This is a genomic window from Streptomyces sp. NPDC050418, assembly GCF_044458745.1.
GTDB lineage: Bacteria > Actinomycetota > Actinomycetes > Streptomycetales > Streptomycetaceae > Streptomyces.
The window spans coordinates 817036-832254 of the sequence record NZ_JBITIG010000001.1 but is presented as its reverse complement, the minus strand read 5'-3'; the positions used below and the strand labels follow the sequence as shown (position 1 = coordinate 832254).

11 protein-coding genes are annotated in these 15219 nt (G+C 70.2%); all 11 read left to right on the top strand.

Annotated elements, in window-relative coordinates:
• The first annotated feature begins 61 nt into the window (after positions 1-61).
• The 11 genes from ACIBI4_RS03745 to ACIBI4_RS03695 all read left to right on the top strand — a co-directional run bounded on the left by ACIBI4_RS03745 (position 62) and on the right by ACIBI4_RS03695 (position 15075).
• Positions 62-739, top strand: a complete 678-nt coding sequence (locus tag ACIBI4_RS03745; RefSeq protein ID WP_399202035.1) for a GntR family transcriptional regulator — start codon at positions 62-64, stop codon at positions 737-739.
• Between the two features lie 92 nt (positions 740-831).
• Positions 832-1203 (top strand): DUF6153 family protein, encoded by a 372-nt coding sequence (locus ACIBI4_RS03740; protein ID WP_399202034.1) that lies wholly within the window; start codon positions 832-834, stop codon positions 1201-1203.
• Positions 1204-1328: 125 nt separating this feature from the next.
• Positions 1329-1964 carry a DUF305 domain-containing protein gene (locus ACIBI4_RS03735; RefSeq protein WP_399201894.1) on the top strand — a complete coding sequence of 212 codons (636 nt, stop codon included), beginning with the start codon at positions 1329-1331 and terminating at the stop codon, positions 1962-1964.
• Positions 1965-2195: 231 nt separating this feature from the next.
• Entirely contained in the window at positions 2196-3386 is a 1191-nt protein-coding gene (locus tag ACIBI4_RS03730) for an ROK family protein (RefSeq protein ID WP_399201893.1), read from the top strand.
• A 339-nt stretch (positions 3387-3725) separates the two neighbouring features.
• Positions 3726-5216 (top strand): sugar ABC transporter ATP-binding protein, encoded by a 1491-nt coding sequence (locus ACIBI4_RS03725; RefSeq protein WP_399202033.1) that lies wholly within the window; start codon positions 3726-3728, stop codon positions 5214-5216.
• On the top strand, positions 5213-6259 hold the full coding sequence (locus ACIBI4_RS03720; protein ID WP_399201892.1) for an ABC transporter permease: 1047 nt from the start codon (positions 5213-5215) through the stop codon (positions 6257-6259). Before ACIBI4_RS03725 ends, ACIBI4_RS03720 begins: the two co-directional genes overlap by 4 nt.
• Positions 6260-6337: 78 nt before the next feature.
• Entirely contained in the window at positions 6338-7381 is a 1044-nt protein-coding gene (locus ACIBI4_RS03715; RefSeq protein WP_399201891.1) for a substrate-binding domain-containing protein, read from the top strand.
• A gap of 155 nt (positions 7382-7536) precedes the next feature.
• Positions 7537-8763: a Gfo/Idh/MocA family protein gene (locus tag ACIBI4_RS03710; protein WP_399201890.1), complete on the top strand. Its 1227-nt coding sequence runs from the start codon at positions 7537-7539 to the stop codon at positions 8761-8763.
• Entirely contained in the window at positions 8760-9761 is a 1002-nt protein-coding gene (locus tag ACIBI4_RS03705; protein WP_399201889.1) for a sugar phosphate isomerase/epimerase family protein, read from the top strand. The genes ACIBI4_RS03710 and ACIBI4_RS03705 overlap by 4 nt, the downstream gene beginning before the upstream one ends.
• 246 nt (positions 9762-10007) lie before the next feature.
• The gene (locus ACIBI4_RS03700) at positions 10008-13718 is read left to right on the top strand and encodes a ThuA domain-containing protein (RefSeq protein ID WP_399201888.1); all 3711 of its coding nucleotides are present in this window, start codon (positions 10008-10010) and stop codon (positions 13716-13718) included.
• A 214-nt stretch (positions 13719-13932) separates the two neighbouring features.
• A complete protein-coding gene (locus ACIBI4_RS03695) occupies positions 13933-15075 on the top strand; it encodes an inositol-3-phosphate synthase (RefSeq protein ID WP_399201887.1) in 1143 nt (380 codons plus the stop codon).
• The last annotated feature ends 144 nt before the right edge of the window (positions 15076-15219 follow it).

Below are 15219 nucleotides of genomic sequence, written 5' to 3'. Positions count from 1 at the left end.
GCCCATCCGTGAGGGGCGAGTTGACCGTGCGGCGTCTGAGCCGCCCAGGAGGGGGATCGTGATGTTGTCCGCAGGACTGCCGCAAGGAGCGGTGCCCAAGCTCGAACGGCCCGGTCCGCTGCGCGAGCGCGTGTACGTGGCCCTGCTCGAACTCATCACGACACGGTCCCTGCGCCCGGGCCAGCACCTGGTCGAGAGCGAGCTCGCCGGGCACCTCGGTGTCTCGCGGCAGCCGGTGCGCGAGGCGCTGCAGCGCCTCAACACCGAGGGCTGGGTCGATCTGCGGCCCGCGCAGGGCGCGTTCGTGCACGAGCCGACCGAGGAGGAGGCCGACCAGCTCCTCACCGTGCGTACGCTCCTGGAGGCGGAGGCCGCCCGCCTCGCCGCGGCCAACGCCGGGTCGGCGGGAATCGCCGCCCTGGAGGAGCTGTGCGCGAAGGGCGAGCAGGCCGTCGCCGACGGTGAGGTGGACCTTGTCGTCGCGACCAACGCGGAGTTCCACGCGAAGGTGATGCAGCTGGCCGGCAACCTCGTGCTCTCCGAGCTGGCCGCACGCGTGGACCAGCGGGTGCGCTGGTACTACACGCCCGTCGCCCGGCAGCGCGGCAAGCAGTCCTGGATCGAGCACCGCGAGCTGATCGCGGCCATCTCGGACCGCGATGAACAGCGCGCCACGCAGGTCATGCGCGCCCACACCGAGCACACCCGCCGTACGTACCACCAGCGCGAGAACGGCTGAACCACGCTGCGTACGATGAGCGCGTGACCACGAGCACCGCAAGCACCGCACCGAGGAGCCGCCCCGCCGGGCGGCTCCTCGTGCTGCTGGTCATGGCGGTGCTGACCGGGATCCTCGGGATGCACGCGCTGCCGCCCGGCGCGCCGGCGGCGGCAACCGGGATGACCTCCGCGATGGGGGCGGGCCACGGGGCTCCGGCCGCGAGCACCGCCTCGCACGGGGCGATGCCCGATCGTGAAGCCGTCCGGTGCGCGCACGAGGGGCACGGCTCCGACCATCTGGAGCACGCCGACGGCACCTGCGCGGCGACCGGAATCGGTATGTCGTACGCGCCGCCCGCGCTGAGCGCGGCGGTCGGCGGAGCGCCCGCCGTCGCCTCCGTGGGAACAGCGGCCGTATGCGCCTCGACGGAGAACGGCCGCGCGCCACCCGATCTCGCCGAACTGCAACTTCTGCGGATATAGGGGCTCCTTCGCCCGGCTCTGTACTCCGGCCTGCGCCGGAGCGACGAGCCGTGCGCGCGACCCACCTTGTATCCGCGAGTCCGTGCGGCCGCCATTGCGCCGCGCGTGAAGGAGTTGCACCCCAGATGAAGAGCACACGTACCCTCGTCCGCCGTGCCGTCGCGATCACCGCGGCGGGCGCCGCCGCCTTCGCCCTCGCCGCTTGCGGCGGCAGTGACGACGGGGCCTCCGGGCACGGCAGTGATCACGGCACGAAGTCGCCGTCGGCCACGGCCGGCAAGGCCGAGGACGGCAAGGCCAATGCCGCGGACATCGCGTTCGCGCAGGGGATGATCCCGCACCACCGCCAGGCGGTGGAGATGGCGGAGCTCGCGCCCGACCGGGCCGCGTCCGACGAGGTCAAGAAGCTCGCCGACGAGATCAAGAAGGCCCAGGACCCGGAGATCAAGACCCTCAGCGGGTGGCTGACCTCGTGGGGCGAGAAGGTTCCCGCCGAGGGCGCTTCCGGTCACGGCGGCCACGGCGGAGGCGGCGGCATGATGACCGCCGAGGAGATGGACGGTCTGGAGAAGGCTTCCGGCAACGACTTCGACACCACCTTCATGGAGCTGATGATCAAGCACCACGAAGGGGCCGTGGAGATGGCGAGGGCCGAGAAGTCCGACGGCTCCTACGCACCCGCCAGGAAGATGGCCGATGCCATCATCACCTCGCAGACCGATGAGATCGAGCGGATGAACAAGCTGCTCGGCAAGGGCTGACGAGAGGGTGGGGGCGGGTCCGGCCCAAAGGTCAGACCGAAAGCCCGGCCGAGGGCCCGGCCAGGGTCCGCCCCCACCGTCCCACCCGGCCCGCTCGCATCTTTGTCCTGTGCGTGGAGAAAGTTGCACCTGATTCCTGCGCAACTTCTTCCCCCTCAGGTCAACCGCTGCTACTTTCCCCTCGAAAGCCAGTGGATGCCGGAGAACGGCGGGAGGGGCAGCGTGAGACGAATGACGGCTCGACCCGCGAACGCGCACCAGGCGCGACTGCTCCGCCTGCTGCGTGACGGCGGGCCGAACTCACGGGCACAGCTCGGTGACCAGGTCGATCTGTCGAGGTCGAAGCTGGCCGTCGAGGTGGACCGCCTCCTGGAGACCGGTCTTGTCGTCGCCGACGGCCTGGCCGCATCCCGCGGCGGCCGCCGCTCCCACAACATCCGGCTCGCGCCGGAACTGCGCTTCCTCGGCGTGGACATCGGCGCGACCTCCGTCGACGTGGCCGTCACCAACGCGGAGCTCGAAGTGCTCGGCCACGTCAACCAGCCGATGGACGTCCGCGAGGGCCCCGTCGCGATCTTCGAGCAAGTCCTCGCCATGGCCGCGAAGTTGAAGGCCTCGGGGCTCGCCGAAGGCTTCGACGGGGCCGGGATCGGTGTCCCGGGTCCGGTGCGCTTCCCCGAAGGCGTGCCGGTCGCGCCGCCGATCATGCCCGGCTGGGACGGCTTCCCCGTGCGGGAAGCGCTCAGCCAGGACCTCGGCTGCCCGGTCATGGTCGACAACGACGTGAACCTGATGGCGATGGGGGAGCAGCACGCGGGCGTCGCGCGCTCCGTGCACGACTTCCTCTGCATCAAGATCGGTACCGGTATCGGCTGCGGCATCGTCGTCGGCGGCGAGGTCTACCGCGGTACGACGGGCTCGGCCGGCGACATCGGTCATATCCAGGTCGAACCGGACGGCAGGCCCTGCGCCTGCGGCAACCGGGGCTGCCTGGAGGCCCACTTCAGCGGCGCGGCGCTCGCGCGCGACGCCGAGGAGGCGGCCACATCGGGCCGTTCGCCCGAACTGGCCGCCCTGTTCGAGGCCGAGGGCTTCGAGGGCCGGCTCAGCGCCGCCGACGTGGCCGCCGCCGCGGCCGCCGGTGACGCCGCCGCCCTGGAGCTGATCCGTGAAGGCGGCAACCGGACCGGGCAGGTCATCGCCGGTCTCGTCTCCTTCTTCAATCCCGGGCTCGTGGTGATCGGCGGCGGTGTGACCGGACTCGGCCACACCCTGCTCGCCGCGATCCGCACCCAGGTCTACCGCCAGTCGCTGCCCCTGGCGACCGGCAATCTGCCCATCGTCCTGGGCGAGTTGGGTCCCACCGCCGGAGTCATCGGCGCGGCCCGGCTCATCAGCGACCACCTGTTCTCGCCGGCCTGAGCCCCGCGAAGGCCTGCGCGCACCAACCGGCACGGCTGCACTGTCAGGCACGGCCGCACCACACGCACCACGCGTACGTCGAAGCACGCGGCACACATACGTCCCTACGTCCCACCACGCGCACCTGAGGGCGCGTGGCACGGCACCTCCATGCCGTACGACCCGCACTCCCGAACCCGATCGCATCCGCCCAGCGACCCGCGAAGCCCACCCCATCCGGACCCGCGCCCGGTACGACGCGCGGCTTTGCCCTGCCCGCTCACCGGCCCGAGCCACCCGCCGAGGGGAAACGTCATGGCACCAGAGCAAGACCAGCCGCCCCAGCAGCCGTTGCTGCGCATGGACGGCATCACCAAGTCCTTTCCCGGCGTCCGTGCGCTCGACGGCGTCGCCCTCGAAGTGCTGCCCGGTGAGGTGCACTGTCTGCTCGGGCAGAACGGCGCCGGCAAGTCCACCCTGATCAAGGTCCTCGCCGGGGTCCACCAGCCCGACGGCGGCGCGATCCACTGGCAGGGCGAGCAGGTCGCGCTGCGCTCGCCGATCGCGGCGATGCGGCACGGAATCGCCACCATCTACCAGGAGCTGGACCTCGTCACGCATCTGTCCGTGGCCGAGAACGTCTTCCTCGGGCACGAACCGACCAGCGCCGGCTTCGTCGTCCGCGGCCGGGAGGCCAAGGAGCGCGCCGGGCACCTGCTCAAGCGGCTCGGCCACCCCGAGATCGACCCGGGCACACTCGTCGGCCGGCTCTCCGCGGCGCACCAGCAGATCGTCTCCATGGCACGGGCGCTCTCGCACGAGGTACGGCTGATCGTGATGGACGAGCCGTCGGCCGCCCTCGACCCCGACGAGGTCGAGAACCTCTTCCGGATCGTCGGCGATCTGACCGCGGACGGCGTCGCCGTCGTCTACATCTCGCACCGCCTGGAGGAGATCCGGCGGATCGGCGACCGGGTCACCGTCCTCAAGGACGGCCGGGCCGTCGCGGTCGGACTGCCCGCCAAGACCACGCCCACCAGCGAGGTCGTCTCCCTGATGACCGGGCGGAACGTGGAGTACGTCTTCCCCGAGCGGCCCACCGAACCCGCGGCCGGGAACGCGCTGCTCAGGGCCGAAGGGCTGTCCCGCAAGGGCGAGTTCGCGCCCCTGGACCTGGAGATCAGGCCCGGCGAGATCGTGGGCCTCGCGGGGCTGGTCGGATCGGGGCGCTCGGAGATCCTGGAGACCATCTTCGGTGCCAGGAGGGCCAGTTCGGGCCGGGTGCTCGTGGACGGCGACGAGCTCAAGCCCGGGAGCGTGCGGGCCGCCGTACGCGCCGGGGTCGGCCTCGCGCCCGAGGAGCGCAAGCACCAGGCGCTCCTGATGCTGGAATCCGTCACCCGCAACGTCTCCGTCACCTCCATGTCCCGCTACGCACGCGGAGGCTGGCTCGACCGGCGCGCCGAGTTCGTGGCCGCGCAGCAAGCGGTACGTGAGCTGTCGCTGCGCCCCGACAACCCCGCCGTGCCGGTGCGGACCCTGTCCGGCGGCAACCAGCAGAAGGCCGTCCTGGCCCGCTGGCTGCTGCGCGGCTGCAAGGTGCTGCTGCTCGACGAACCCACGCGCGGCGTGGACGTCGGCGCCCGCGCCGAGCTGTACGCCGTCATCCGACGGCTCGCCGACGAGGGGCTGGGAGTGCTCCTCGTCTCCAGTGAAGTCCCCGAAGTGCTCGGTCTCGCCGACCGGGTGCTCGTCCTGCGCGAGGGCCGCGTGGTGCATGAGGCACCGGCGCGCGACCTCGACGAACACCGCGTACTCGACCTCGTGATGGAAGGGAGCCCGGCGACATGACCACCCCCGCCTCGAAGGCGGAACAGGACGGCCCCGGCGCCGCGACTGTGCTCGCCGAACCCAGGAAGCCCGCGAAGCCGCAGGCCGCTCGCATCAAATTCCTCCGCGCCGACATGCAGACGCTGTCGCTGCTCGGTGTGCTGATCGCGCTGATCGTGGCCGGCGGCATCACCAAACCCGACAACTTCCTCGAAGTCGACAACTACCAGCTGATCCTCACGCAGGCCTCGGTCATCGGTGTGGTGACCGTCGGCATGACCTTCGTGATCATCAGCGGCGGCATCGACCTCTCGGTCGGCGCGATGGTGGCGCTCGCCTCGGTGTGGGCGACCACGGTGGCCACGCAGGAATTCGGCTTCTGGGGCATCCTGTTCACCGCGATTTTCGTCGGCGTGGCCTGCGGACTCGTCAACGGCGTCCTGATCGCGTTCGGCCGGATGGTGCCGTTCATCGCGACGCTCGCGATGCTCGCCTCCGCACGCGGCCTCGCGCTGCAGATCACCGGCGGCAACACCCAGGAGGTCACCGTGACCTCCGTCAAGGAGATGGGCTACAAGGACGCGTACGTCCTCGGTATCCCGCCGCTCGCCCTGATCTTCGCGGGCGTGGCGGTCATCGGCTGGCTGGTGCTGAACCGCACCACGTTCGGCCGCCGCACGGTCGCGGTCGGCGGCAACGACGAGGCGGCCCGGCTCGCCGGCATCGATGTCCGCCGCCAGCGGCTCTACGTCTATCTGCTCTCCGGACTGTGCTGCGGCATCGCCGCGTTCATGCTGATCGTGCTCTCCGGCTCGGGCCAGAACACCAACGGCAACCTCTACGAACTCGACGCCATCGCCGCCTGCATCATCGGCGGCACCCTGCTCAGCGGCGGCCGCGGCACCATCGTCGGCGCCGTGCTCGGCGTGCTGATCTTCACGACGATCAACAACATCTTCATCCTGAACAACCTGGAGACCGCGACCCAGCAGATCGCCAAGGGCGCGATCATCGTCGTCGCCGTCCTGGTCCAGAACCGCACCACGCGCAACCAGGTCACGTAGCGCCTCTCCCCGCGCATCCGCACCTCCAGCACCGTCCCCCCGTTTCCCGTCGTACCCCTATAAAGCGAAGGGTCCGTCATGCCAGAGTTCACGAGCCGCAGAGGGCTGCTCTTCGGGGCCGCCGCCGTTTCCACCGGTGCGTTCCTGACCGCCTGCACCAGCAACGAGCCCAGCGACAAGGACGCGGACAAGCCTGCCGAGGCCCCGGTCGCCGACGACAAGCCCGGCAAGGAAGTCACCATCGGCTTCGCCGGGCCCCAGGCCGACCACGGCTGGCTCAACGCGATCAACGACAACGCCCGCAGCCGCGCCAAGAAGTACTCGGACGTCACCCTCGACATCACCGAGGGCTCCAACGACGCCGCCGCGCAGATCGGCCAGATCGACTCGCTGATCAACAAGAAGGTCGACGTCCTGGTGATCCTGCCGGCCGACGGCAAGGCCATGACCCAGGCCGGCCTCAAGGCCATGCGGGCCGGTATCCCGGTCATCAACCTCGACCGGATCTTCTCCTCGCCGCAGGCCTACCGCTGCTGGATCGGCGGCGACAACTACGGCATGGGCCTCAACGCCGGTCACTACATCGGCGAGAAGCTCAAGGACAAGAAGGACGCCAAGGTCGTCGAGCTCGCCGGACTCGACAACCTGGAACTCACGCAGCAGCGCACCAAGGGCTTCGACGACGCCCTGAAGAACTACCCCAACATCAAGAAGGTCGCCCGCCAGGCCGCCGAGTTCACCGTGGAGTCCGGCCAGTCCAAGATGGCCGCGCTGCTCCAGGCGCAGAAGAGCTTCGACGCGCTGTGGAACCACGACGACGACCAGGGCGTGGGCGCGCTCACCGCCATCGCGCAGGCAGGCCGCGACGACTTCCTGATGGTCGGCGGCGCCGGCGCCGCCAGCGCCTTCGAGCACATCGAGAAGGACGACGGCGTCCTCAAGGCCACCGTCCTCTACCCGCCGACCATGGCCGCCTCCGCGATCGACCTCGCGCGTGCGCTCGGCCAGGCCAAGGGCATCGGCGGCATGGCCGAGTTCGAGATCCCGTCCTCCGTCACCTTGTACTCGGCGGTCGTGGACAAGACGAACGTCGCCCAGTACAAGCCCACCGGCTTCAAGTGATGCGGATGCGGTCCCCGGGCCTCCAGGCCGAGGGGACCGCGGCTCCGGAGGGAGCCGGCGCGCCCGCGACCCGGGCGCGCGCATCCGCACCCGGCGCCGCGGTCGTTCCCCCTCGGACGACCGCAGCGCCGCACGCCGAACAGGAGGAATGCCGTATGGAGGATGTGCAGGACAAGCAGGAGCCCGCTGCCGTGAGGCGCGGCGGGCTTGGCGTGGGCATGGTCGGCTATGCCTTCATGGGCGCCGCCCACTCGCAGGGCTGGCGCACCGCGGGGCGGGTCTTCGACCTGCCGCTCACGCCCCGTCTGGCCGCGATCTGCGGCCGGGACGCCGAGGCGGTGCGGGCCGCCGCCGACCGCCACGGCTGGGCGGCCGCCGAGACCGACTGGCGTGCGCTGATCGCCCGCGACGACGTGCAGCTCGTCGACATCTGCACACCGGGCGACAGCCACGCCGAGATCGCCATCGCCGCCCTGGAGGCGGGCAAGCACGTGCTGTGCGAGAAGCCCCTGGCCAACACGGTCGAGGAGGCGGAGGCCATGCTGGCCGCCGCCGAACAGGCCGCCGCACGCGGTCAGATGGCGATGGTCGGCTTCAACTACCGCAGGGTGCCCGCCCTGGCGCTCGCGCGGCAGATGGTCGCCGAGGGCAGGCTCGGCGCGATCCACCACGTCCGCGTGACATATCTGCAGGACTGGCTGGTCGACCCCGAGTTCCCGCTGACCTGGCGCCTGGAGCGCGAGCACGCGGGGTCGGGTGCGCTCGGCGACCTCGGCGCGCACATCGTGGACCTGGCGCAGCACGTGACCGGAGCGCAGATCACCGGGGTGTCGGCGCTCACCGAAACGTTCGTACGGGAGCGGCCGCTGCTCGCGGGTGCGTCGTCCGGGCTCTCCGGCAGTGCGTCGGGGGAGCGCGGTCAGGTCACCGTCGACGACGCGGCGCTCTTCACGGCCCGGTTCACGAACGGGGCGCTCGCCTCCTTCGAGGCGACCCGGTTCGCCACCGGCCGAAAGAACGCGCTGCGGTTCGAACTCAACGGCGAGAACGGCTCGTTGGCCTTCGACCTGGAACGGCTCAACGAACTCGAATTCCACGACCACTCCCTGCCCGCGGGCTCGGCCGGCTTCCGGCGCATCCTCGTCACCGAACCCGAGCACCCGTACCTGGAGGCCTGGTGGCCGCCGGGCCACGGCCTCGGCTACGAGCATACCTTCGTCCACCAGGCGCGCGACCTCGTGCACGCCATCGCCTCGGGCACCGCGCCCGCACCGTCCTTCGCGGACGGTCTGCAGGTGCAGCGGGTGCTCGCGGCGGTCGAGGAGAGCGCGGCCAAGAACTCCGCGTTCACCCCCATACCGGTCCAGGAGGCCCGGACATGACCCGACCCTTCACGCTCTTCACCGGCCAGTGGGCCGACCTCCCTCTTGAGGAGGTCTGTGCGCACGCCCGCGACTTCGGCTACGACGGCCTCGAACTCGCCTGCTGGGGCGACCACTTCGAGGTCGACAAGGCGCTCGCCGACCCCGCGTATCTCAAGGGGCGCCATCAGCTCCTGGAGAAGTACGGCCTGAAGTGCTTCGCCATCTCCAATCACCTCGTGGGCCAGGCCGTCTGCGACTCGATCATCGACGAGCGGCACCAGGCCATCCTGCCCTCGCGGATCTGGGGCGACGGTGAGGGCGAGGGCGTACGGCAGCGGGCCGCCGCCGAGATCAAGGACACGGCGCGGGCTGCCGCGGCCTTCGGGGTCGACACGGTGATCGGCTTCACGGGGTCCTCGATCTGGCATCTGGTCGCGATGTTCCCGCCCGCCCCGGAGTCCATGATCGAGCGTGGCTACGAGGACTTCGCCGAGCGCTGGAACCCGATTCTCGACGTCTTCGACGCCGAGGGCGTGCGCTTCGCCCATGAGGTCCACCCCAGCGAGATCGCGTACGACTACTGGACGACCGTACGCGCGCTGGAAGCGGTCGACCGCCGGCCGGCCTTCGGCCTCAACTTCGACCCGTCGCACTTCGTCTGGCAGGACCTCGACCCGGTCGGCTTCCTCTACGACTTCCGCGACCGCATCTACCACGTGGACTGCAAGGAGGCCCGGCGCCGCCTCGACGGCCGCAACGGGCGCCTCGGCTCGCACCTGCCCTGGGGCGACCCACGGCGCGGCTGGGACTTCGTCTCGGCCGGCCACGGGGACGTGCCGTGGGAGGACGTCTTCCGGATGCTCAACTCCATCGGCTACGACGGTCCGATCTCCGTCGAGTGGGAGGACGCGGGCATGGACCGCCTGCGGGGCGCACCCGAGGCGCTGGCCAAGCTGAAGGCGTACGACTACGAGCTGCCGACCGCGTCCTTCGACGCGGCCTTCGGGAGCGACTGAGCCACCGAGCCGAGGGGCCGGGCGAAAGCTGCCCGGCCCCTGCTCAGGCACGCCCTCGGAGGGCTTTGTCTTCGGGCGGGAAAAAGTCCAACTTCCTTGCTGCACAACGTCTTTCGGAAGTGGACGAACCCGGCTACGGTCCCTGAGGTGTACAGGACATGAATGCCCCGGGGTGACGGCGCACCCCGCTCGCAGAGCACGCAATGCACCGTTCCGTACGGCCCACCCGCATCCCGGAGGGACTTCGTGCACAGAAGCAGAGACCTGACTCCAAGAGCCAAGAAGCGCCCAAGACTTCGTACCCCCCTCGCCCTCTTCACCGGCCTGCTCCTCGCCGTGGGAGCACCCTCGGCCGTCGCGGGCGCCCAGCCCGCACAGGAAGCAGCCGCCGCCGAAGGCCAGTTCCAGCAAGTGCCGCTCGCCAAGGGCGAGCCCGAGATGGGCGAGCCGATGTCGCTCGCCGTCCTGCCGGACCGCAGCGTCCTGCACACCTCGCGCGACGGCACACTTCGCCTGACCGACCAGGGCGGCGTCACCAAGGTCGCCGGCAAGCTCGACGTGTACAGCCACGACGAAGAAGGCCTCCAGGGCGTGGCCGTCGACCCGGACTTCAAGAACAACCGGGCGATCTACCTCTACTACGCCCCGCCGCTCGACACCCCCGCCGGGGACGCCCCGGAGACCGGCACCGCCGAGGACTTCAAGAAGTTCGACGGCGTCAACCGTCTCTCGCGCTTCGTCCTCAACGGCAACGGCACCCTCGACAAGGGCAGCGAGAAGAAGGTCATCGACGTCGCCGCCTCGCGCGGCCTGTGCTGCCACGTCGGCGGGGACATCGACTTCGACGCGCAGGGCAACCTCTACCTGTCGACCGGCGACGACACCAACCCCTTCGCGTCCGACGGCTACACGCCGATCGACGACCGCGAGGGCCGCAACCCCGCCTTCGACGCCCGCCGCAGCTCCGGCAACACCAACGACCTGCGCGGCAAGATCCTCCGCATCAAGGTCGCCGAGGACGGCTCGTACACCGTCCCGGACGGCAACCTCTTCGCCCCGGGCACCGAGAAGACCCGCCCCGAGATCTATGCGATGGGCTTCCGCAACCCGTTCCGGATGAGCGTCGACGACAAGACCGGCATCGTGTACGTGGGCGACTACGGCCCCGACGCGGGCGCGGCCTCCGCGACCCGTGGCCCCGCCGGACAGGTCGAGTTCGCCAAGGTCACGAAGGCCGCCAACTTCGGCTGGCCCTTCTGCACCGGCAAGAACGACGCGTACAACGACTACGACTTCGCCACCAAGGAGTCCGGTCCGAAGTTCGACTGCGCGAACCTCAAGAACACCTCGCCGCACAACACCGGCCTCACGGATCTGCCGCCCGCCCAGGAAGCGTGGATCCCGTACGACGGCGCCAGCGTGCCCGAGTTCGGCAGCGGCTCCGAATCCCCCATGGCGGGCCCCGTCTACCGCTACGACGCGGACCTCGACTCCAAGGTCAAGTTCCCCGCGTCGTACGACGGCGACTTCTTCGCCGGTGAGTTCGGCCGGCGCTGGATCAAGCCGATCTCGCAGAACGAGGACGGCTCGGTCAAGGAGATCAAGACCCTGCCGTGGACCGGCACCCAGATCATGGACATGGAGTTCGGCCCCGACGGCGCGCTCTACGTCCTCGACTACGGCGTCTCCTGGTTCCAGGGCGACGAGAACTCCGCCCTGTACCGCATCGAGAACGCCGAGGACGGCTTCTCGCCGATCGCCGAGGTCAGCGCCGACAAGACGTCCGGAGCGGCCGGCCTGAAGGTGAAGTTCACCGGGTCCGCCAAGGACGCCGACTCCACGGACCTCACCTACGGCTGGGACTTCGGCGACGGCACGAAGGGCGAGGGCCTGACCCCCACCCACCAGTACAAGAAGGCCGGCACCTACACCGCGACCTTCACCGCCAAGGACCCCGAGGGCAACACCGGCAACGCCAGCGCCCGCATCGTCGTCGGCAACACCGAGCCCAAGGTCAAGATCGAGGTCCCGGGCAACGGTGCCATGGCCGAGTTCGGCAAGCCCGTCCCGTTCAAGGTGACGGTCACCGATCCCGAGGAGACCGTCGACTGCTCCAAGGTCAAGGTCGCCTACAGCCTCGGCCACGACTCGCACGCCCACGAGCTCACCAGCGAGATGGGCTGTGAGGGCACGCTGACACCCCCGGCCGGTGACGGCGGACACGACCCCAACGCCAACATCTACGGTGTCGTCGGCGCCTCGTACACCGACGGTGGCGCCAACGGTCAGGAGGCGCTGACCGGTACGGCACGCGCCGTGGTCCAGCCGCTGCACCGCCAGGCGGAGCACTTCGGCAAGCAGTCCGGCATCAAGACGTACGACAAGGCCGGCGCCAACGGCGGCAAGACCGTCGGTGACATCGACGACGGCGACTGGATCTCCTTCAGCCCGTACAAGTTCTCGGGCCAGAAGAAGATGACCGTACGGGCATCCTCCGGCGGCGCGGGCGGCTACATCGAGCTGCGCACCGGCTCGCCGACCGGACCGCTGCACGGCTCCGCGTACATCCCGCCGACCGGCAGCTGGGACACCTTCCAGAACGTGGACGTCCCGCTGCGGGCCCTGCCCGGCAAGTCCACCGAGATCTACCTGGTCTTCAAGGGCGGCGAAGGCGCGCTGTACGACGTGGACGACTTCGAGTTCTCCTCCGAGCCGTTCAAGGCCGGCAAGAAGGTCCTGGTCTTCTCCAAGACCGCCGGCTTCCGCCACGACTCCATCCCGGCCGGCATCACGGCCCTGAAGGAGCTCGGCACGCCGGCCGGTATCAAGGTCGACGCGACCGAGGAGGCCAAGCAGTTCACGACCACCAACCTCGCCAAGTACGACGCGGTGGTCTTCCTCTCCACCACCGGTGACGTGCTCGACGCCGATCAGCAGAAGGCGTTCGAGGGGTACGTGGCCAACGGCGGCGGCTACATGGGCATCCACGCGGCCGCCGACACCGAGTACGACTGGGAGTTCTACGGCGGCCTCGCCGGCGCCTACTTCGAGTCGCACCCGGCGATCCAGAAGGCCACGGTCCGCGTCGAGGACCACGACCACCCGTCCACCACGCACCTGGACGACGCCTGGGAGCGCACCGACGAGTGGTACAACTACCGCACCAACCCGCGGGGCAAGGCCAAGATCCTTGCGACCCTCGACGAGACCACGTACTCCGGCGGCACCATGAAGGGTGATCACCCGATCGCCTGGTGCCAGAGTTACGGCGGCGGCCGCTCCTTCTACACCGGCGGCGGTCACACCAAGGAGTCGTACGCCGAGGAAGCCTTCCGCACCCACCTGCTCGGCGGCCTGCAGTACGCCTCCGGCCAGGTGAAGGCGGACTGCAAGCCCGACAAGGGCTATCGCGATATCTTCAACGGCCAGACCCTCGAGGGCTGGAAGCAGGCCGGCCCCGGCAAGTTCAACGTCAAGGACGGGGTCATGGAGACCGAGGGCGGCATGGGGCTGCTCTGGTACCAGGCCAAGGAGCTGAAGTCGTACTCGCTCAAGCTCGACTGGAAGATGCAGGGCGACGACAACTCCGGGATCTTCGTGGGCTTCCCGGCCTCCGACGACCCCTGGTCCGCGGTGAACAAGGGCTACGAGATCCAGATCGACGCCTCGGACGCGCCCGACCGCACCACCGGTGCCGTCTACTCGTTCAAGTCGGCGAACATCAAGGCCCGTGACCAGGTGCTTCGGCCGCCCGGTCAGTGGAACTCGTACGAGATCAGGGTCCAGGGGGAGCGCCTGCAGGTGTTCCTCAACGGAGTCAAGATCAACGACTTCACCAACAAGGACCCCGAGCGGAGCCTGACCGACGGCTACATCGGCCTGCAGAACCACGGCTCGGCCGACCAGGTCTCCTTCCGCGACATCCAGCTCAAGGAACTGCCCGCTCCGGGCGCCTGAGAACGGCGTCGGGCGGAGGACGCCGGACCTCTTCCCGATGTCTCGGGCCCTGCCGCCGCCCTCTCCCAGGGGAGCCTCGCTCCCCGCGGGGGAGCGGTGACGGCAGAGCCCGGCCGGACCGGCCGCCCCCGAATTGATCACGGGGGCGGCCGGGATCCGGTCCCTTGTATCCGGCACCTTCCGGCACTGGTCCGTGCACGACAGGAGGCTCCCTGTGTCCACGTCCGCATCCCCCCAACAGCCGTCCACCGCACCCGCCTTGGGGGTGTGGCTCATCGGGGCCCGGGGCTCCGTCGCCACCACCGTCGTCGCGGGGGCCGCCGCCGTCGCCGCCGGACTGCACCCGGCGACCGGCATGGTCACCGAGACGCCCCCCTTCGTCGACTGCGGCCTCGCACCGCTCGGCTCCCTGGTCTTCGGCGGGCACGACACCGCCAGCTGCCCGCTGCCCAAGCGCGCCGAGCACCTGGCCGCGGGCGGCGTGCTGCCGCACGGTCTGCCCGTCGCCGTCGGCGCCGAACTGGCCGCCGCGGACGCGGAGATACGCCCCGGCGGACCGCAACCGGGCGACACCCGCACCGACGACGAACTGATCGACACCTTCGCCGCCGACCTCACCGACTTCATACGCCGCCGGGGCGTGGACCGCACCGTCGTGGTGAATGTCTCCTCGACCGAACCACTTCCCGGCCCCGATTCCACACGCCTGCCCGTCAGCTCCCTGTACGCGGCCGCGGCGCTGCGCGCCGGCTGTCCGTATGTCAACTTCACTCCCTCCACCGGGATGCACCACCCCTCCTTGTCGCGTACGGCCGCCGAATCCGGGCTGACCTGGGCAGGCCGGGACGGCAAGACCGGCCAGACCCTGCTGCGCTCCGTCCTCGCGCCGATGTTCCTGCAGCGCGCGCTCGACGTCCGGGCCTGGTCCGGCGCGAACCTGCTCGGCGGCGGCGACGGAGCGGCTCTCGCCGACCCGGCGGCCGCGGCCGCCAAGAACGCCGGCAAGGAGCGGGTGCTCGCCGATGTCCTCGGCAGCGCGCCGCAGGGCGAGGTCCACATCGACGACGTCCCCGCGCTCGGCGACTGGAAGACCGCCTGGGACCACATCGCCTTCGACGGTTTCCTCGGCTCGCGGATGGTCCTGCAGACGATCTGGCAGGGCTGCGACTCGGCCCTCGCCGCGCCGCTCGTCCTCGACCTCGCCCGCCTGACCGCCCGCGCCGCCGCGGCTGGACTGACCGGGCCGCGCCCGGAACTCGGCTTCTACTTCAAGGACCCGGACGGCGGCTCCTCCTCATTGGGCGAACAGTTCACAGAACTCCTCTCGTTCGCCGACCGGCTGCGGACCACCCGATGAGGGCTTCACGCCTCCTGTCACTGGCCGGTGGGCTGGTGGTCGTGGGGGTTGCGGGTGCTGTTGGGGTTGTGTGGTCGGGAAGTGGCGGGGGCGGACGGGGGCGTGCTGAGGTCCGCCCGAACGACAGCTCCGGAATCGTGACCC